17 protein-coding genes are annotated in these 18,270 nt (G+C 59.6%); 13 read left to right on the forward strand and 4 right to left on the reverse strand.

The window, feature by feature from the left end; translation table 11 throughout:
• The first annotated feature begins 151 nt into the window (after positions 1-151).
• Positions 152-1,171, forward strand: coding sequence for a tryptophan--tRNA ligase (trpS, locus tag AC13QE_RS08040; protein WP_488483272.1), 1,020 nt, complete (start codon positions 152-154; stop codon positions 1,169-1,171).
• Positions 1,172-1,229: 58 nt separating this feature from the next.
• Here the strand turns inward: trpS and AC13QE_RS08045 are convergent, their stop codons facing one another.
• Positions 1,230-2,156 (reverse strand): pseudouridine-5'-phosphate glycosidase, encoded by a 927-nt coding sequence (locus tag AC13QE_RS08045; RefSeq protein WP_488483273.1) that lies wholly within the window; start codon positions 2,154-2,156, stop codon positions 1,230-1,232.
• Positions 2,157-2,202: 46 nt separating this feature from the next.
• Positions 2,203-3,147: a carbohydrate kinase family protein gene (locus AC13QE_RS08050; RefSeq protein ID WP_488483274.1), complete on the reverse strand. Its 945-nt coding sequence runs from the start codon at positions 3,145-3,147 to the stop codon at positions 2,203-2,205.
• A gap of 239 nt (positions 3,148-3,386) precedes the next feature.
• Here AC13QE_RS08050 and recA point away from each other — a divergent pair, with 239 nt between their 5' ends.
• From recA to AC13QE_RS08065, 3 genes are all read left to right on the forward strand, one after another.
• Positions 3,387-4,472, forward strand: coding sequence for a recombinase RecA (gene recA / locus AC13QE_RS08055; RefSeq protein WP_015340070.1), 1,086 nt, complete (start codon positions 3,387-3,389; stop codon positions 4,470-4,472).
• 174 nt (positions 4,473-4,646) lie between these two features.
• Entirely contained in the window at positions 4,647-7,307 is a 2,661-nt protein-coding gene (gene alaS / locus AC13QE_RS08060) for an alanine--tRNA ligase (protein WP_488483275.1), read from the forward strand.
• A 137-nt stretch (positions 7,308-7,444) separates the two neighbouring features.
• Entirely contained in the window at positions 7,445-8,296 is an 852-nt protein-coding gene (locus tag AC13QE_RS08065; RefSeq protein ID WP_488483276.1) for an AraC family transcriptional regulator, read from the forward strand.
• 46 nt (positions 8,297-8,342) lie between these two features.
• Here AC13QE_RS08065 and AC13QE_RS08070 read toward each other — a convergent pair whose 3' ends face one another.
• Both AC13QE_RS08070 and AC13QE_RS08075 read right to left on the reverse strand, forming a co-directional pair.
• Positions 8,343-8,969, reverse strand: a complete 627-nt coding sequence (locus tag AC13QE_RS08070) for a glutathione S-transferase family protein (protein WP_488483277.1) — start codon at positions 8,967-8,969, stop codon at positions 8,343-8,345.
• A gap of 119 nt (positions 8,970-9,088) precedes the next feature.
• Positions 9,089-10,303, reverse strand: coding sequence for an NADP-dependent isocitrate dehydrogenase (locus AC13QE_RS08075; RefSeq protein WP_015340066.1), 1,215 nt, complete (start codon positions 10,301-10,303; stop codon positions 9,089-9,091).
• A gap of 222 nt (positions 10,304-10,525) precedes the next feature.
• On the opposite strand from AC13QE_RS08075, the gene AC13QE_RS08080 reads away from it, so the two are divergent.
• The 9 genes from AC13QE_RS08080 (at position 10,526) to rpsD (ending at position 18,259) form a co-directional block, all read left to right on the forward strand.
• Positions 10,526-11,107, forward strand: a complete 582-nt coding sequence (locus tag AC13QE_RS08080; protein ID WP_488483278.1) for a hypothetical protein — start codon at positions 10,526-10,528, stop codon at positions 11,105-11,107.
• Positions 11,108-11,222: 115 nt separating this feature from the next.
• Entirely contained in the window at positions 11,223-12,065 is an 843-nt protein-coding gene (locus tag AC13QE_RS08085; protein ID WP_488483279.1) for an RNA methyltransferase, read from the forward strand.
• The gene (murI, locus tag AC13QE_RS08090; RefSeq protein WP_488483280.1) at positions 12,046-12,846 is read left to right on the forward strand and encodes a glutamate racemase; all 801 of its coding nucleotides are present in this window, start codon (positions 12,046-12,048) and stop codon (positions 12,844-12,846) included. The genes AC13QE_RS08085 and murI overlap by 20 nt, the downstream gene beginning before the upstream one ends.
• Before the next feature lie 2 nt (positions 12,847-12,848).
• Positions 12,849-13,313, forward strand: a complete 465-nt coding sequence (locus tag AC13QE_RS08095) for a GNAT family N-acetyltransferase (RefSeq protein WP_488483346.1) — start codon at positions 12,849-12,851, stop codon at positions 13,311-13,313.
• A gap of 75 nt (positions 13,314-13,388) precedes the next feature.
• On the forward strand, positions 13,389-14,534 hold the full coding sequence (locus AC13QE_RS08100; protein ID WP_488483281.1) for an alpha-hydroxy acid oxidase: 1,146 nt from the start codon (positions 13,389-13,391) through the stop codon (positions 14,532-14,534).
• 130 nt (positions 14,535-14,664) lie between these two features.
• Entirely contained in the window at positions 14,665-16,182 is a 1,518-nt protein-coding gene (locus AC13QE_RS08105) for a helicase HerA domain-containing protein (RefSeq protein WP_488483282.1), read from the forward strand.
• 69 nt (positions 16,183-16,251) lie between these two features.
• On the forward strand, positions 16,252-16,587 hold the full coding sequence (locus AC13QE_RS08110; RefSeq protein ID WP_488483283.1) for a hypothetical protein: 336 nt from the start codon (positions 16,252-16,254) through the stop codon (positions 16,585-16,587).
• A gap of 3 nt (positions 16,588-16,590) precedes the next feature.
• Complete coding sequence (locus tag AC13QE_RS08115) at positions 16,591-17,415, forward strand: hypothetical protein (RefSeq protein ID WP_488483284.1); 825 nt, start codon at positions 16,591-16,593, stop codon at positions 17,413-17,415.
• 226 nt (positions 17,416-17,641) lie between these two features.
• Positions 17,642-18,259 carry a 30S ribosomal protein S4 gene (rpsD, locus tag AC13QE_RS08120; protein ID WP_015340058.1) on the forward strand — a complete coding sequence of 206 codons (618 nt, stop codon included), beginning with the start codon at positions 17,642-17,644 and terminating at the stop codon, positions 18,257-18,259.
• Positions 18,260-18,270: the final 11 nt, after the last annotated feature.

Below are 18,270 nucleotides of genomic sequence, written 5' to 3' on the forward strand. Positions count from 1 at the left end.
GCCAAGCCCGTTTTCCAAATGTGGTGGCGCTCCTTCTAGGAGCGGCAGTCGTCATGTCTTGAAATCGACCCTGCCGCCGTAATCCGGCAGGCATGGTCCATTTCCGTTTTTCCCTTCCCGATTGCGGCGGCTCCTTTTGCGGAGCAATGAAATGTTTTCCCCTACCGATAATCGTCCCGTCATCCTGACGGGCGATCGGACCACGGGTCCACTCCATCTCGGCCATTATGCCGGGTCGCTGAAAAGCCGCGTTGCACTTCAGCACAGCCATGAGCAATTCCTGCTCTTGGCGGATACGCAGGCACTGACCGACAATGCGCATGATCCCCAGAAAGTGCGGCGCAACGTCCTTGAAGTCGCTACGGACTATCTTGCAGTCGGCATCGATCCGGCGCTGACAACGATCTGCGTTCAATCCGCTCTACCCGCGCTGGCGGAATTGACACTGCTCTATCTGAATTTCGTTACGGTCAGTCGCCTGGAGCGCAATCCGACGATCAAGACGGAGATCCAGCTGCGCGGTTTCGAACGCGATGTGCCGGCCGGCTTTCTCTGCTACCCGGTCGCGCAGGCCGCCGATATCACCGCCTTCAAGGCGACCGTCGTTCCCGTCGGGGAGGATCAGGCACCGTTGATCGAGCAGACCAACGAGATCGTTCGCCGTCTCAACCGACAGATCGGGCGAGACGTTCTGGTGGAGGCTACAGCGATGGTGCCGGCTGTCGGGCGTCTGCCCGGCGTCGACGGCAAGGCGAAGATGAGCAAATCGCAGGGTAATGCGATCCCGCTTTCGGCATCGTCCGATGAGATCAGGGATGCGGTGCGGCGCATGTATACCGATCCGGATCACCTTCGCGTCAACGATCCAGGCAAGGTCGAAGGAAATGTCGTCTTCACCTATCTCGATGCTTTTTGTGAGGATCGGCGGTTGGTCGACGAGATGAAGGCGCATTATCGCCGCGGCGGACTTGGCGACGTCACCTTGAAGAGACATCTCGAGGATGTCTTGCAGGCGCTGCTCGCGCCGATCCGAGGGCGTCGCGCGCGTTATGCCGCTGAACCGGACTATGTGATGGCAGTCTTGCGGGAGGGGACGCGAAAGGCGAGGGAGCGGACAGAAGCGACGCTTGCCGAATTAAGGTCTGCTCTGGGTCTGTTCTCTCTCACTTGAAAGAAAGAGAACGGCCGGGCGATCGCACACCCGGCCGTTCCTGTGACTAGGGCCTTGATTAGTCCGCCAGAGCTACGGCGATTTCCGCGGCCAAACGCGCATTGTTTTCGACAAGCGCGATATTGGTCTTCAGGCTGCGGCCTTCGGTGATGTCGAAGATCGTGCTCAGCAGATAAGGCGTAACCGCCTTGCCGGTGATCTCGTCGCGCTCGGCGCTGTCGAGGGCCCGCTCGATATAGATTTCCATCTCCTCGCGCGGGATCTCGTCGGCTTCCGGAACCGGATTGGCGATCAGCATACCGCCATCGATGCCCAGCTGCTCGCGCGTCGTCTGGAAGTTGGCGATGGCCGCCGGGCTGTTCAGCGTCAGCGGGCTCGTAAGTCCTGACGAGCGCGACCAGAAGGCTGGGAACTCGGTGCTGTCGTAAGTCACGACCGGAACACCACGGGTTTCCAGCACTTCGAGCGTCTTCGGAATATCGAGGATCGCCTTGGCTCCGGCGCAGACGACGATGACGCCGGTACGGGAAAGCTCTTCAAGGTCGGCCGAAATATCGAAGCTCTCTTCCGCGCCGCGATGCACGCCGCCGATGCCGCCGGTGGCAAATACCTTGATGCCGGCGCGGGCGGCGGCGATCATCGTGGCGGCCACGGTGGTCGCGCCCGTGCGGCGCTCGGCGATCGCAAAGGCGATGTCGGCGCGGGAGACCTTCATCGCCCCTTCCGTCTTGGCAAGGGCTTCCAGCTCTTCCGGCTCGAGGCCGATATGCAGGGTGCCATGGATGACGGCGATGGTTGCGGGTACAGCGCCTTCCTGCCTGATGATCGACTCAACGCTGCGCGCCATCTCGATATTGCCTGGATAGGGCATGCCGTGGGTGATGATCGTCGATTCCAGAGCAACGATCGGCGCACCGCGGAGCTTTGCGGCAGCGACTTCCTTCGAATAGGAGATCGGAAGCAGGGGCGAGATAGGCTGGGTCATTGTCGTTTCCAATTCACTGAAACAATATACGCGTCTTGAGCAGGCTTCATGACAGAATTTCGGCCTCGGGAACAAGGGCCAGGGCCGCGTTTAGCAGCTCGGGAGAGAGATTTTCTGCCGTTGCATAGGGAGACTGGACGGTGATTGCCGCTGCTGCCGCGCCATGACGTATGGCTTCCGCGAGATCGTGGCCGGCCATCAGCGCCGACAGAACGCCGGAGGCAAGCGAATCTCCCGCACCGGTGACATCGGCGACATCCTCGACGATAGGCGGCTGCAAGCTGACCACGATATCACGCGAGAATGCGATCAGGGGGCGTTTCCCGCGGGTGATCACGCCGTTGCGCAGGCCGAGCGCTCGCAAAGCGCTCACCCATTCACGCGGATCCTCCGGACGGATTTCAGTCAACGCCGCGGCTTCGGCTTCGTTGAGGAACAGGTGATCGATGCCGGCAAGGCTTGGCTTCAGCCGCACCACTTTTGCCGGTGAGATGGCGATAGCGGCGACCGGCTTGCCGCATAGAGCAGCTCTTGCCGCAATTGCGCCTAAGGTTTCGGCAGGCAGATTGGCGTCGCAGAGAATGAGGTCCGTTTCATCGAAGGCATCGCGAACGGCGCGAATCGCTAGGCGTCGCGGAACGAAGAGCTTGTAGAGCTCCATATCGGCAAGCGCGATGACCAGATTGCCGTCATTCTCGAGGATCGCGGTATAGCTCGGCGTCTTGCGATCGAGGAAGACGAAGGGCTTGTCGTCGATGCCGGCATGGCTTGCAGCCTCGGCCACCATTTCACCGGAGGGGTCGCCGCCGCGCGGCGAGATCAGCTTTACGTCGAAGCCGAGGCGGGCGAGATTTCTCGCCGCATTGAAGCCGCCGCCGCCGGGTTCCTCGAACCATGCGCCGGGGTTGCTGGCGCCAGGCGCCGTCTCGCCGAAGATGCGGCCACGCCGGTCTATATGGGCGCCGCCGAGAACGAGAATCTTTTTCGCCATAGGGTTATCCTCAGCAGTCGAAAAGACGAATCGAGCGGGGCGGCGACATGCGTGAATTGACCGCCCCATAACCGTAAGTATCTGGGAAGAAAGAAGAAAACAAAAGTAGAACGGAAATCATTTTATCTTTTTCTTTCAATTGCTTGTTGTGCTCTTGCGATAAGAGAACAAATAGAGTACAGAATTCTCATCGGCGGCGACATTGCTAGAGCGGCTTCAATAACCTAAAGGTGGATCGAATGTCTCAGAATTCTTTGCGGCTTGTAGAGGACAAATCGGTGGATAAAAGCAAGGCACTTGAAGCGGCACTCTCTCAAATTGAGCGGTCGTTCGGCAAGGGCTCGATCATGAAGCTCGGCTCCAACGAGAACGTGGTCGAAATCGAAACGGTTTCCACCGGCTCTCTGAGCCTCGATATCGCTCTCGGCATTGGCGGCTTGCCGAAGGGGCGCATCATCGAAATCTACGGGCCGGAAAGCTCGGGTAAGACGACGCTGGCCCTGCAGACCATTGCAGAGGCACAGAAAAAGGGTGGCATCTGTGCCTTCGTGGACGCAGAACATGCGCTCGATCCGGTCTATGCCCGCAAGCTCGGCGTCGACCTGCAGAACCTGTTGATCTCGCAGCCGGATACCGGCGAACAGGCGCTTGAAATCACCGATACACTGGTGCGCTCCGGTGCGATCGACGTCCTCGTCGTCGACTCCGTTGCAGCTCTGACACCGCGCGCCGAAATCGAAGGCGAAATGGGCGACAGCCTGCCGGGCCTGCAGGCCCGTCTGATGAGCCAGGCGCTGCGCAAGCTCACGGCTTCCATCTCGAAGTCCAACACCATGGTGATCTTCATCAACCAGATCCGCATGAAGATCGGCGTCATGTTCGGTTCGCCGGAAACGACGACGGGCGGTAACGCGCTGAAGTTCTACGCCTCGGTTCGCCTCGATATCCGCCGCATTGGCGCCGTTAAGGAGCGCGAAGAGGTGATCGGCAACCAGACGCGCGTCAAGGTCGTCAAGAACAAGATGGCGCCTCCCTTCAAACAGGTCGAGTTCGACATCATGTATGGCGAGGGCGTTTCCAAGACCGGCGAACTGGTCGATCTCGGTGTCAAGGCCGGCATCGTCGAAAAGTCCGGCGCCTGGTTCTCCTATAACAGCCAGCGTCTCGGTCAGGGCCGCGAGAATGCGAAAATCTTCCTGCGCGACAATCCGGATCTCTCGCGCGAAATCGAATTGTCGCTGCGCCAGAATGCCGGCCTGATCGCCGATCGTTTCCTGCAGAATGGCGGCCCCGATGCCGATGATGGCGACGCCTCTGGCGAATAAAGGCTTCGGGAAGCAATTCCCAACCTAAGATCGAGACCCAAAAGTCGAAACCGGCCGTATTGTCCAAGGGATGTGCGGCCGGTTTTATTCGTGCGGCTGGACAGCGCCGGGAGCGGACGATAAAAGCCACTGACTTTGATGCAAGTTGCTGAGCGCAGGACTGAAGGGCCCCATATGAGCGGTGTGAATGAAATCCGGTCGACCTTCCTCGACTATTTTAAGAAAAACGGCCACGAGATCGTGCCGTCGAGCCCGCTGGTGCCGCGCAACGATCCGACATTGATGTTCACCAATGCCGGCATGGTGCAGTTCAAGAACGTGTTCACCGGCCTGGAGCAGCGTCCCTATACGACGGCGTCTACCGCGCAGAAATGCGTTCGCGCCGGCGGCAAGCATAACGACCTCGACAATGTCGGCTATACCGCCCGTCATCACACCTTCTTCGAGATGCTCGGCAATTTCTCCTTTGGCGACTATTTCAAGGAGCGCGCCATCGAGCTTGCATGGAACCTGATCACCAAGGAATTCGGCCTCGATGCCAAGCGCCTGCTGGTCACGGTCTATCACACCGACGACGACGCCTTTAACCTGTGGAAGAAGATTGCCGGTCTTTCCGACGACAAGATCATCCGCATCGCCACCAGCGACAATTTCTGGGCGATGGGCGATACCGGTCCTTGCGGTCCCTGTTCGGAAATCTTCTACGATCACGGCGATCACATCTGGGGTGGCCCTCCCGGCTCTCCGGAGGAAGACGGCGACCGCTTCATCGAGATCTGGAATCTCGTCTTCATGCAGTTCGAGCAGATCACCAAGGAGCAGCGCGTCGACCTGCCGCGTCCGTCGATCGACACCGGCATGGGTCTCGAGCGCGTTGCCGCCGTACTGCAGGGCAAGCATGACAACTACGATATCGACCTGTTCCGCGCGCTGATCGAGGCTTCGGAGGAGGCAACGGGTGTGAAAGCCGAGGGCGAGCATCGTGCCAGCCATCGCGTCATCGCCGATCACCTGCGTTCCTCCGCCTTCCTGATCGCCGATGGCGTGCTGCCGTCGAATGAGGGCCGTGGCTACGTGCTTCGCCGCATCATGCGCCGCGCCATGCGCCACGCGCAGCTGCTCGGCGCCAAGGAACCGTTGATGTGGAAGCTGCTGCCGGCGCTGATCCAGCAGATGGGCCGTGCCTATCCGGAGCTGGTGCGCGCCGAAGCGCTGACCTCCGAGACGCTGAAGCTCGAAGAAACCCGTTTCCGCAAAACGCTGGAACGCGGCCTCTCGCTGCTTAACGATGCCACTTCGGATCTGCATAAGGGCGACAGCCTGGACGGCGAGACGGCCTTCAAGCTCTACGACACATATGGCTTCCCGCTCGACCTGACGCAGGACGCGCTGCGCGCCCGCGGCATCGGTGTCGATATATCAAGCTTTACCGATGCCATGGAGCGCCAGAAGGCCGAGGCGCGTTCGCATTGGACCGGCTCCGGCGATAAGGCGACCGAAACCATCTGGTTTGAGCTCAAGGAAAAGAACGGCGCGACCGAGTTCCTGGGTTACGATACGGAATCTGCCGAAGGCGTCATCCAGGCGATCGTCAGGGATGGCGTCGCCGTCGATAGCGCTTCCGTTGGCGACAAGGTGCAGATCGTGGTCAACCAGACGCCGTTCTACGGCGAGTCCGGTGGCCAGATGGGTGATACCGGCGTGATCTCCAGCGACCATGGCAAGCTCACCGTCAGCGATACGCAGAAGAAGGGCGAGGGTCTCTTCGTTCATAGCTCCGAAGTTTCGGAAGGCAAGATCAAGGTCGGCGATGCCGTCGTCCTGACCGTCGATCACAACAGGCGCTCGCGCCTGCGCGCCAACCACTCGGCAACCCATCTGCTGCACGAGGCACTTCGCGAAGTGCTCGGCACCCATGTCGCGCAGAAGGGCTCGCTGGTTGCGCCCGAGCGGCTGCGTTTCGACGTCTCTCATCCGAAGCCGATGTCGGCTGAGGAGCTGAAGGTTGTCGAAGAGATGGCCAACGAGATCATCCTTCAGAACTCGCCTGTTACGACCCGCCTGATGAGCGTCGATGATGCCATCGCGGAAGGTGCGATGGCGCTGTTCGGTGAGAAGTATGGCGACGAAGTCCGCGTCGTGGCGATGGGGCAGGGCGTGCGCGGTGCAAAGTCCGGTAAGCCTTACTCGGTCGAGCTTTGCGGTGGTACGCATGTCTCCGCTACCGGCCAGATTGGTCTCGTGCGCATTCTCGGCGAAAGCGCCGTCGGTGCCGGCGTGCGCCGTATTGAAGCTGTGACCGGCGAATCCGCGCTCAGCTATCTTGCCGAGCAGGACGAGCGCGTGAAGAACCTCGCCTCGACGCTGAAGGTACAGCCGGCAGACGTGGTTTCGCGTGTCGAATCCTTAATGGATGAGCGCCGCAAGCTGGAGCGCGAATTGGCCGATGCCAAGCGCAAGCTCGCCATGGGCGGTAGCCAAGGCGGCACCGCCGATGCAGTCCGTGAAGTCAACGGAGTCAAGTTCCTCGGCAAGCCGGTTTCCGGCGTCGATCCCAAGGATCTCAAGGGCATGGCGGATGAGGCTAAGGCAAGCCTCGGCTCCGGTGTCGTGACGCTGATCGGCGTTTCGGATGATGGCAAGGCCAGCGCCGTCGTCGCCGTCACGGAGGATCTGGTTGGCCGCTTCAGCGCCGTCGATCTCGTGCGCGTCGCTTCAGCTGCCCTCGGCGGCAAGGGTGGCGGCGGCCGTCCCGACATGGCGCAGGCCGGTGGCCCTGATGGCGCCAAGGCCGACGAGGCGATCGAGGCGATTGCTGCGGCACTTGCTGGCTAAGACACTGATTTCCGATTGATAATTAAAGATGGCGGATGCTTCGGTGTCCGCCATTTTTCTTTGTGCAGGCAATTCCGCAGGATTTGTCAAATCGGGTTATGCTCTTGTCGGGCCGATCGATTTGCAAGGGGTTTGACATGAGTGGTGGAACGGCGTGGACGCTTTACGAGACCCGGTTGCGGCGGGTTTCGGCCTATATCCATGAGCATCTGGACGATGAGCTCGATATGGAAATGGTCGCCGAGATCGCCTGCATGTCCAGCTATCACTGGCACAGGATCTATCGGGCGATCTATGGCGAGACGGCGGCGGCGACCGTCAAGCGGCTTCGGTTGCATCGTGCCGCCGGCGATCTCGTCAACACCCGTCTATCCGTCAGCGACATTGCAAAGCGGTCGGGCTATCCCAACCTCCAGTCGTTCAACCGTATCTTCAGATCTGTCTACGGCATGCCGCCGGCGCGATATCGGAATGAGGGAAGCCATACGATTTTCGAACCTAGCACCCAAGGAAGGATCACGGTCATGTTCGACGTTACGCTTCGCACTATTTCCCCGATGTCACTGATCGGTGTCGCCCATCGCGGCTCCTATATGCAGATCGGCCAAGCTTTCGAAACACTTTTCGGTACCATCTTTGCCCGCGGCCTTGCGGTGCCGGACATGCGCATGATCGGAGTCTATCTCGATGATCCGGATGTGGTGGAAGCGGACAAACTGCGCTCCCATGCCTGCGTCACGGCTGGCGAGGCCGTCGTTGCCAATGCTCCGCTGGAGCGGCGTTCGCTCGATGGCGGCGACTATGCCGTGCTGCGCCACAAAGGCCCTTATGCAAACATGCATAAGGCCTATCACTGGCTTTATGCGCAGTGGCTGCCGGCTTCCGGCCGGCAATTGCGCGATACCGTCATGTTCGAGGAATATATCAACAATCCGCGCGACGTGCCGCCGACGGAGCTTTTGACCGATATCTATATGCCGCTGCAATAGCGGCATATGAGCGCGATCGAAGATTTCTTTTTAATGCCTTGTATTGTCAAGCATTAGTTGGCTTCGGCATGGCTGCATTGTCGATCTCGTTGCCGCGGCGGTAAGCATCGCGGTCGCTGACCCGGGCCCAATAATCGACGAAGGCCTGGCGTTTCTCGATCGTGCCGAAATTGAGACCCCAGCCGATATGCGAACCGACATAGACGTCGGCGGCCGTGAAGCGGTCGCCGGCGATGAATGGCGAGCTTGAGACTGCATATTCGATCGTATCGAGCACGCCTTGGATGCTACCGCAGCCGGCCATGCGCTGACGTTCCGGTGGAATTTCGAAGCCAAGCGCGCGGATGGTAACTGCAGCTTCCAACGGGCCGGCAGCAAAGAACATCCAACGGAAATAGCGACCACGCTCGGCCGCGGTCGGGGCGAGGCCAGCCTGCGGGAAGGTTTCGGCCAGATAGGCGCAGATGGCGGCACCTTCGGTGACGACAGTATCGCCATGCTTGATCGCCGGCACCTTGCCCATGGGGTTGACCGCAAGATATTCCGGCGATTTCATCGTCGTGCCGTAGTCGAGATATTCGGTGCGGTAGGGCTGGCCGGTTTCCTCAAGCATCCAGCGGGCAATGCGTCCGCGCGACATCGGGTTGGTATAGAAAACAAGTTCTTCAGCCATCTGCCTCTCCCTTTTATTGCGCGCATTTTTGCCACTGGTTAGCCCCGGCGGCAAGATTTCGCACAAAAGAAAACCCGGCGTGAAAGCCGGGTCTTCGTATTTGCTCATGTCGGCAAGGCTTAGGCAGCCATGGCCTTCTTGAGGTTCTCGTCGATCTTGTCGAGGAAGGCAGTGGTCGAGAGCCACGGCTGATCGGGGCCGATCAGCAGCGCCAGATCCTTGGTCATGTAGCCGGCTTCGACGGTATCGACGCAGACCTTTTCCAGCGTGGAAGCGAACTTTGCGAGTTCTGCATTGTCGTCCAGCTTGGCACGATGGGCGAGACCACGGGTCCAGGCGAAGATCGAAGCGATCGAGTTCGTCGAGGTTTCCTGGCCCTTCTGGTGCTGACGGTAGTGGCGGGTCACCGTGCCGTGTGCGGCTTCGGCTTCGACCGTCTTGCCATCCGGCGTAAGCAGAACCGAGGTCATCAGGCCGAGCGAGCCGAAGCCCTGGGCAACGGTATCGGACTGAACGTCGCCGTCGTAGTTCTTGCAGGCCCAGACGTAGCCGCCGGACCACTTGAGGGCCGAGGCGACCATGTCGTCGATCAGGCGGTGCTCGTAGGTGATGCCGGCTTCGTCGAACTGAGCCTTGAACTCGTTCTGGTAGACTTCTTCGAAGATGTCCTTGAAGCGGCCGTCATAGGCCTTGAGGATGGTGTTCTTTGTGGAGAGGTAGACCGGCCACTTGCGCATCAGGCCGTACATCATCGAGGCGCGGGCGAATTCGCGGATCGACTCGTCGAGGTTGTACATGGCCATGGCAACGCCGGCGCCCGGAGCGTTGAAGACTTCCTTTTCGATGACTTCGCCATCTTCGCCGACGAACTTGATGGTCAGCTTGCCCTTGCCGGGGAATTTGAAGTCGGTCGCGCGATACTGGTCTCCGAAGGCGTGACGGCCGACGACGATCGGCTTGGTCCAGCCGGGAACCAGGCGCGGAACGTTCTTGCAGATGATCGGCTCGCGGAAGATCACGCCGCCGAGGATGTTGCGGATGGTGCCGTTCGGGCTCTTCCACATCTGCTTCAGGTTGAATTCCTTGACGCGATCTTCATCCGGTGTGATCGTCGCGCACTTGATGCCGACGCCATGCTTCTTGATGGCGTTGGCGGCGTCGATCGTGACCTGGTCGTTGGTCGCGTCGCGGTTTTCGACCGAGAGGTCGTAGTAGTCGATATCGATGTCGAGGTAGGGGTAGATCAGTTTATCTTTGATAAACTGCCAGATGATGCGAGTCATTTCATCGCCATCGAGATCGGCAACGGGATTTGCGACCTTGATCTTCTTCATACTTCTGCCTCGTTTAAGCTAATGGGACCGGATGGTCCTGTGGGTAATGTGAAGTCCCGAGGGCTATAGCACCGCAAGCGCGGAACGCAAAGCCGATAGAGCCTTCTGCGTCGCGTTTTTGATCATTCGTGACATCCCGCGCAATTTGCGATCCGGCCATTGCCAAAGCGGTCGATGGGTCTAATGTCGCGCATGTTTTGCCTGTTGCAACGGAATCATATCATGCAGAAATTTGCCGCCTCCGCGATTGCCTTTACGCTTTTCCAGTTTTCGTTTGGTGCGCATATGGCGCTTGCTGCCGATGCGACGACGCCGGTCAAGGCCATTATGGATGCGACCGTCTCGAACTGGGCGGGCGGCGACAGTGACTGGCAGGATATTTTCGGCGAGGACAAGCTCAACGAAATCTACAGCAAGGATTTTGGAGCGAAATACCAGGCGGCGGCGCAGTTTCCTGCTGCCGACGAGGATGGTATCTCGCCATTCGATTATGATGTCATCGTCAATGCGCAGGATGCCTGTCCGCTGGAGGATGTGAAGATTGCCGCCCAGCCGCCGAAGAACAATGTGACGGAGGTGCTGGCGACCTTCAAGAAATCCACCTGCATGGGCTCCGATGCAGATTATCAGAAGGTGACGACGGTTCGTTTCGAGGTCATCGAAGAGGGCGGACGGCCCGTGGTGGATGATATCGTCACCAACGACGACAACGGCAATCCGAGCTCGCTCAAGAGCGTGATGGTGGATCTTGTCAAACAGCAGCAACAACAGCCGTCCGATCAGCAGAAGTCGGCCAATCCCTAATAGTCGGGAGGGCTCGTCGCGGCGCTGACACTCAAAAACCTTGCCGAGTGGCTGGTGTCTCGTTATTGCGACCGTGATTTGCGCGATTGAGTTCGCGCGCGGAGATTTAGGCATCATGGCAGGCACGAACAGCGAGCGTCAACTTCTGGCCGAAGGACCGGCCATCATTCTGGTCGAGCCGCAAATGGGCGAGAATATCGGCATGGTGGCGCGCGCCATGGCGAATTTCGGCCTTGCCGAGTTGCGTCTCGTCAACCCTCGAGATGGCTGGCCGAACGAGAGGGCGCAGGCGACAGCCTCGAAGGCAGATCACATCATCGAGGCGACGAAGGTCTATGAAACGCTGGAACAAGCGATCGCTGATCTCAACTTCATCTATGCGACGACCGCGCGCGAGCGGGATGGCTATAAGCCGGTGCGTTCGCCTGTCGTTGCGGCGGAGACCCTTCGCGCAAAGTTCAAGGCAGGTGAGGGCACCGGCATTCTCTTCGGGCGCGAGCGCTGGGGCCTGACGAATGAGGAAGTGGCGCTTGCCGATGAGATTGTGACCTTCCCGGTCAATCCCGCCTTCGCTTCTTTGAACATCGCGCAGGCCGTGCTCCTGATGTCCTATGAGTGGATGAAGTCAGACATGGAGGATCTGGGCGATGTGCCGTTCCAGGCGATCGAGCAGCGGCCTTCGACCAAGGAGCAGCTTTTCGGCCTGTTCGATCAGCTCGAAGAGGCGCTGGATGCGCGCAATTATTTCCATCCTGCCGGGAAAAAGCCGAAAATGGTCGACAATCTTCGGGCCGTCCTCTCGCGCCGGGCGTTCACCGAACAGGAAATCAGCGTCTTGCGCGGGGTGATCTCGTCTCTTGACCGCTTCTCGCGGAAGTCTCCGCGCGGTAGCGGCTCGCATCCCAGATCCTCGAAAGTACCGAAGGAAGCCCCCAGCGATGACAGCAGCGGCGAATGAGCTGAAACCGGTCCTCGTCTTCGATTCAGGGATCGGCGGTTTGACCGTGCTGCGCGAGGCGCGCGTGCTGATGCCCGAGCGCGGTTTCATCTACATCGCCGATGATGCTGGATTTCCCTATGGCAGCTGGGAGGAGCAGGCACTGAGGGAGCGCATCGTCGATCTCTTCGCAAAGCTGCTCGTGCAATATGATCCGGAAGTCTGCATCATCGCCTGCAATACGGCGTTCACGCTGGCCGGCGCCGCTCTTCGTGCCGCCTTTCCGCAAATGACGTTCGTGGGCACGGTACCCGCGATCAAGCCGGCCGCCGAGCGAACCCGCTCCGGCCTTGTATCGGTGCTCGCGACACCGGGCACCGTCAAGCGCGCCTATACGCGCGACCTGATCCAGTCTTTTGCCACGCAGTGCCATGTGCGGCTCGTCGGATCGCAGGACCTGGCACGCCTGGCGGAAGCCTATATTCGCGGCGATGTCGTCAGCGATGAGGCGGTCATGACCGAGATCGAGCAGTGCTTCGTCGAGATGGATGGCCGCAAGACCGATATCGTCGTACTCGCCTGCACGCATTATCCTTTCATGGCCAATATCTTCCGCAGGCTCGCACCATGGCCGGTCGACTGGCTCGATCCGGCTGAAGCGATCGCAAGGCGTGCCCGCAGTCTTGTGCCGCAGGTGGCCGATGCCGTCCATCCCGATGATTTTGATTTTGCGGTGTTTACCTCCGGTGCGCCAGATTTTCCCACCCGCCGGCTGATGCAGGGTTTTGGACTCAAGGCTTGATGATGAAAGACAAAGTTTCGCTGCGCAAACTCGAGCTCGTGGATATGCCGGCCGCTGCAGCCGTTCATCGTGCGTCCTTCAACGAGCGGCTGCCGACGCTTGCGGGGCTTCATACGCCGGAAGAGGATGTCGGTTTCTGGAGCGCTGTGGTCTTCAAAGACTGCCAGGTCTGGGGCGCGGAAGAGGGTGGTCGCCTGGTCGGCGTCATTGCTTTCCTCGAGGATTGGATCGACCAGCTTTATGTTCTGCCCGAGGCGCAGGGGCGCGGTATAGGCAGCCGCCTGCTCGATGTCGCCAAGTCGACCTATCCGGCGCTGTCGCTCTGGACATTCCAGAGAAACGAGCCGGCGCGCCGCTTTTACGAGAAGCACGGCTTCTTCGTGGTTGACGAGTCTGACGGAGCAGGCAATGAGGAGAAGGAGCCGGATGTGCTTTACAAATGGGAAGCGCGTTTGCACCGGCTGTAATGCAGGATTTGACTGAGCGGCGGGGTATTTGGGGGGGTATGTCATTGATGTCTTTTGAGAATGCCGAGGTTAGCCATGCGTCTGCGTGAGTGCCACAATTTCCATGATTTTCGTCTTCTTGCGAAAAAGCGTCTTCCCGGCCCGATCTTCAACTATATCGACGGCGCAGCCGACGACGAGGTGACGCTGCGGCGAAACACAACCAGCTTTGAAAGCTGCGATCTCGTGCCCAATGTCCTGCGTGGGGTCAGTGAGATCGACATGTCTGTCACTGTCATGGGACAAAAGCTTGCCACGCCCTTCTATTGCTCGCCGACGGCGTTGCAGCGTCTCTTCCATCATCAGGGCGAGAACGCGGTGGCTGCTGCGGCCTCCTCGCTCGGCACGATGTTCGGTGTTTCTTCGCTCGGCACTGTCAGCCTTGAGGAAATTCGCAAGAAGCATTCCGGACCGCAGGTCTATCAGTTCTATTTCCACAGGGATCGCGGCCTGAACCGTGCGATGATGGAGCGGGCAAAGGAAGCCGGTGTCAATGTGATGATGCTGACGGTGGACAGCATTACCGGCGGCAATCGTGAGCGTGATCTTCGCACTGGGTTTTCCATTCCGTTCAAGCTCAATCTCGCCGGCATTACCCAGTTCGCCATCAAGCCCGCTTGGGCACTGAACTATGTCACTCACGAGAAATTCCGCCTGCCGCAACTCGACGAGCATGTGGACATGAGCGGCGGCGCGATGTCGATCGGCAAATATTTCACGGAAATGCTCGATCCGTCGATGAACTGGAACGACGTTGCCGAGATGGTGAAGCACTGGAACGGGCAGTTCTGCCTGAAGGGCATCATGTCGGTCGAGGACGCCAAGCGTGCTGTCGACATCGGATGCACCGGCATAGTGCTCTCGAACCATGGCGGGCGGCAGCTGGACGGCTCACGCTCGGCATTCGATCAGCTGGCCGAGATCGTCGATGCCGTCGGCCACCGCATCGATGTGATGATGGATGGCGGCATCCAGCGCGGCACACATGTGTTGAAGGCTCTGTCGCTCGGCGCCAAGGCGGTCGGTCTCGGTCGTTTCTATCTCTATCCGCTCGCGGCTGCCGGTCAGGCTGGTGTGGAGCGAGCGCTCAGGCATCTGCGCACCGAAGTTGAGCGCGACATGAAGCTGATGGGCTGCACCTCGGTTAGCGAACTGTCGCGGGCTAATCTGCGTTTCAGATAGGCCTCGCAATCGCCTGTGGGTTTTTTCAATCCACGGGCGCGAAGCTTGGAAATCTTTGCTAGACGAGGGCGCGTCCTTTCAGAAAGATGGGGCGCATTCACATTTGATTCTTGCTCATAGGGGAAGTGCATTGCAGGTCGGCATCGACATGGGAACGGCGTCCGGCGGGACCAGCGCCCAGCTCGATATCGAGGAGCTGCTGGCGACCCGTCTCCTGGTGCAGGGCAATTCCGGTTCCGGAAAATCTCATCTTCTACGGCGGCTGCTGGAACAGTCGGCGCAGTGGGTGCAGCAGGTCATCATCGATCCGGAAGGCGATTTCGTCACCCTGGCCGATAAGTTCGGTCATGTGGTCGTCGATGGCGAGCGCACGGAAGCCGAGCTTGCCGGCATCGCCAATCGCATCCGCCAGCACCGCGTCTCCTGCGTGCTGACGCTCGAGGGGCTCGATATCGAGCAGCAGATGCGCGCTGCAGCCGCCTTCCTCAATGGCATGTTCGATGCCGACCGCGAATTCTGGTATCCGGTGCTTGTGGTGGTCGACGAGGCGCAGATGTTTGCGCCCTCGGTCGGCGGCGACGTTTCGGAAGATGCCCGCAAGATGTCGCTCGGCGCCATGACCAATCTGATGTGCCGCGGCCGAAAGCGCGGCCTTGCCGGCGTCATCGCGACGCAGCGCCTCGCAAAGCTTGCCAAGAACGTGGCGGCGGAAGCTTCCAATTTCCTAATGGGCCGTACCTTCCTCGATATCGACATGGCGCGTGCCGCCGATCTTCTCGGCATGGACCGCAGGCAGGCGGAAATGTTCCGCGACCTGAAGCGCGGCAATTTCGTAGCCCTCGGGCCGGCACTTTCGCGCCGTCCGCTGCCGATCGCCATCGGCGCGGTGGAGACCTCGGCTCGCTCTTCCAGCCCGAAGCTGATGCCGCTGCCGGATGCGCCGCAGGATGTCGAGGATCTGATTTTCACGCCGGACCCCGAAGAGTTTGCGAGGCCCGTTGTCCGCCGCACCACGCCAGCGCCGCGGCCGACGACCGATATTCTGGCAGAGCTTTCCCGCTCCGTGCCGGCGGCAAGCCAGGCGCCTTCCGAGCCCAAGGTCAGCCAGCCGGAATTATCCAGCGAGGATCGCGAGGCGAGGGTGGGTGCCGTGCTTTCCGAAATCCTCGACGACCCGGCCTCGGGCTTCCGCACGGATTCGGTGCTCTATCAGGAGTTTCTCGTTCGTTTGCGCATGCGCCGGGTTCCCGGTGCTCCCATGAGCCTCTCGGAATTCCGTCGCCGCGTGGCGATTGCGCGCTCCGGCGCTGACGAAGAAGTCATGGCAACGGATCAATGGGCAACGGCGCTTTCGCTGTCTACCAGCGTCACCGATGACCTGCAGGGCGTCTTTTTAATGTTGGCCAAGGCCGCCATCAGCGGAGAGCCGTGCCCGTCCGACGCCCGCATCGCCCGTGCCTACGGCACACATTCGGCCAGACGCGCGCGGCGGCTGCTGAGCTATTTCGAAGAGCAAGGCAGCGTCGTCGTTCACACGGATTTCTCGGGCAAGCGGATCGTCGCTTTCCCGGATATGGGCTCACAGACCGCGCCCGGCGATGCCAATGCGCCCGATCTGGATGGCGGCGAGCAGGCGGCGGCCGAATAGCCTGAGATACGGGCACTCTTGATCCGTATCCGGGATACGCTTATATTCATCGTTGCAGGAGATGAATTCATGGCCGTGCGTGACAGGATCCAGCGATATAGGGAAAGTGGTGGAGCGTCCGACCTAGTGAGGGTGGAAGTTCTAGTTCCCGCAGCGTGCCGCAATGATATCCTGTCGCAAGCGGCGGAAATGCGCGCAGAACATCGACAAAGGAAAGAGCGTCTTCGAGAGAATGTCGAAGAAGCGCTTGACCGCTACGGCACCCGCCTTCTTGACAATATCGATCTGGATCGCCTACCCGATTTGGCGCAGAAGGCAAGTGTGATAGCCAGCGCCTTGATGGAGCGCGGCGATGCACGCGCCTTTGCAATGGGGCGTCGTATGCTTGACGAGGTTGGGCGATAGGCGATGGCGCTGACCAAACTGCAAAAAGAGATTATGGCGTCCATTGCGAAAAATCGCTCGGAAACCAGCTATGTCGCAGGTGGGCTTGTCCTTGATATGAATTGGCCTCGTCTGTCCGACGATATCGATATCTTCCAAGATACCGACGAGGAAATCGGTCCTGTCGCCGAGCGGGACATGGAAACGCTCAAAAGTGACGGTTTCCGTGTTTATGTCGAGGTAAATGTCTATGGCTGTGTCGAGGCGGAAGTCTCCAAGGCGCGGGAGAATACGCTCATTCAATGGATGAACGAATCTCGAACCCGGTTTTTCCCGCTTATTCGAGACAGGGAGTGGGGTGCAAGGCTTCATCCAGCGGACCTCGCCGTGAATAAGGTTCTCGCGGCATCAACCCGGACAAAGCCTCGGGATTTCGTCGATTTGTTAATGATCGACGAAAGGTTGTCTCCGCTTGGTGCGGTTGTCGTCGCAGCCTCGGGAAAGCCACCGCATTATTCTCCGATCAGGATAATTGATGAAATTCGGCGAAGAGGGCTATCGGTTTCGACCGAGGATTATGATTCCGTGAGAGGTCTTCCAGTCGATCTTACGGCCAGCGTCATTCGCGACAGGCTTGTGGAGGTGCTGAATGGAGCGGAGCGCTATATTCGATCGGTGCCACCGGATATAGTCGGTCTGCTTGCAGTCAATAGCAGCGGCATCCCCATTCAGATATCAGCTTTGACCGATGATGGCGTGCAGTTTCGAAAGGCGACATCCGAGCCGGACCTAATGCCGTCGTTACCAAATGTGCCGGAGGATTGGCGCGGCCTGGGGCGTGAGGAATGAAACTGCGCGCTTCTCGCCGATCCTGCTGTTGACAATTCCATGACAACCCCTTACAGACCGCGCCAACGCCGGGCAGAAATGTCCGGTGTTTCATTTGACATGTCCCGTGGCTTCGTCCGTTCGCTAACGTGAGAAGCCTGTCAGAGCTCGAAAACGGAGTTCAGAGGAGGGCGTGTTTCCTTCGCGGTTCGGCAACGGGCCGCAATAACACTTGAAAGGAAATGCGATGAGCAAGCGCGAATCGTCCAAGTACAAAATTGACCGCCGTATGGGCGAGAACATCTGGGGCCGTCCGAAGTCCCCGGTTAACCGTCGCGAATACGGCCCGGGCCAGCACGGCCAGCGCCGCAAGGGCAAGCTTTCCGACTTCGGTGTGCAGCTGCGCGCCAAGCAGAAGCTGAAGGGCTACTACGGCGACCTGCGCGAGAAGCAGTTCCGCGCGATCTTCGCTGAAGCTGACCGTCGCAAGGGCGACACCTCGGAAAACCTGATCGGCCTGCTCGAATCGCGCCTCGACGCGATCGTCTACCGCGCCAAGTTCGTTCCGACCGTTTTTGCTGCCCGTCAGTTCGTCAACCACGGCCACGTCACCGTTAACGGCGTTCGCGTCAACATCGGTTCGTACCGCTGCAAGGCTGGCGACGTTATCGAAGTTCGCGAAAAGTCCAAGCAGCTCGTAACCGTTCTGGAATCGGTTGCTCTCGCTGAGCGCGACGTTCCGGACTACATCGAAGTCGATCACAACAAGATGGTTGCGACCTTCGCTCGCGTTCCGGCCCTCGGCGACGTACCGTACGCCGTCGTCATGGAACCGCATCTGGTCGTCGAATTCTATTCGCGTTAATAAGCGGATAA

Source organism: Martinezella sp. CNPSo 3957 (assembly GCF_057784395.1).

Excerpts from the sequence above, each read along its gene's own strand:
- rpsD (WP_015340058.1), top strand. The coding sequence starts at position 17,642 with ATGAGCAAGCGCGAATCGTCCAAGTACAAAATTGACCGCCGTATGGGC.
- AC13QE_RS08115 (WP_488483284.1), top strand. The coding sequence starts at position 16,591 with ATGGCGCTGACCAAACTGCAAAAAGAGATTATGGCGTCCATTGCGAAA.
- AC13QE_RS08085 (WP_488483279.1), top strand. The coding sequence starts at position 11,223 with ATGGCAGGCACGAACAGCGAGCGTCAACTTCTGGCCGAAGGACCGGCC.
- AC13QE_RS08050 (WP_488483274.1), bottom strand. The coding sequence starts at position 3,147 with ATGGCGAAAAAGATTCTCGTTCTCGGCGGCGCCCATATAGACCGGCGT.
- recA (WP_015340070.1), top strand. The coding sequence starts at position 3,387 with ATGTCTCAGAATTCTTTGCGGCTTGTAGAGGACAAATCGGTGGATAAA.
- AC13QE_RS08100 (WP_488483281.1), top strand. The coding sequence starts at position 13,389 with ATGCGTCTGCGTGAGTGCCACAATTTCCATGATTTTCGTCTTCTTGCG.
- AC13QE_RS08075 (WP_015340066.1), bottom strand. The coding sequence starts at position 10,303 with ATGAAGAAGATCAAGGTCGCAAATCCCGTTGCCGATCTCGATGGCGAT.
- AC13QE_RS08045 (WP_488483273.1), bottom strand. The coding sequence starts at position 2,156 with ATGACCCAGCCTATCTCGCCCCTGCTTCCGATCTCCTATTCGAAGGAA.
- AC13QE_RS08095 (WP_488483346.1), top strand. The coding sequence starts at position 12,849 with ATGAAAGACAAAGTTTCGCTGCGCAAACTCGAGCTCGTGGATATGCCG.
- AC13QE_RS08110 (WP_488483283.1), top strand. The coding sequence starts at position 16,252 with ATGGCCGTGCGTGACAGGATCCAGCGATATAGGGAAAGTGGTGGAGCG.
- AC13QE_RS08070 (WP_488483277.1), bottom strand. The coding sequence starts at position 8,969 with ATGGCTGAAGAACTTGTTTTCTATACCAACCCGATGTCGCGCGGACGC.
- AC13QE_RS08065 (WP_488483276.1), top strand. The coding sequence starts at position 7,445 with ATGAGTGGTGGAACGGCGTGGACGCTTTACGAGACCCGGTTGCGGCGG.
- trpS (WP_488483272.1), top strand. The coding sequence starts at position 152 with ATGTTTTCCCCTACCGATAATCGTCCCGTCATCCTGACGGGCGATCGG.
- alaS (WP_488483275.1), top strand. The coding sequence starts at position 4,647 with ATGAGCGGTGTGAATGAAATCCGGTCGACCTTCCTCGACTATTTTAAG.
- murI (WP_488483280.1), top strand. The coding sequence starts at position 12,046 with ATGACAGCAGCGGCGAATGAGCTGAAACCGGTCCTCGTCTTCGATTCA.
- AC13QE_RS08080 (WP_488483278.1), top strand. The coding sequence starts at position 10,526 with ATGCAGAAATTTGCCGCCTCCGCGATTGCCTTTACGCTTTTCCAGTTT.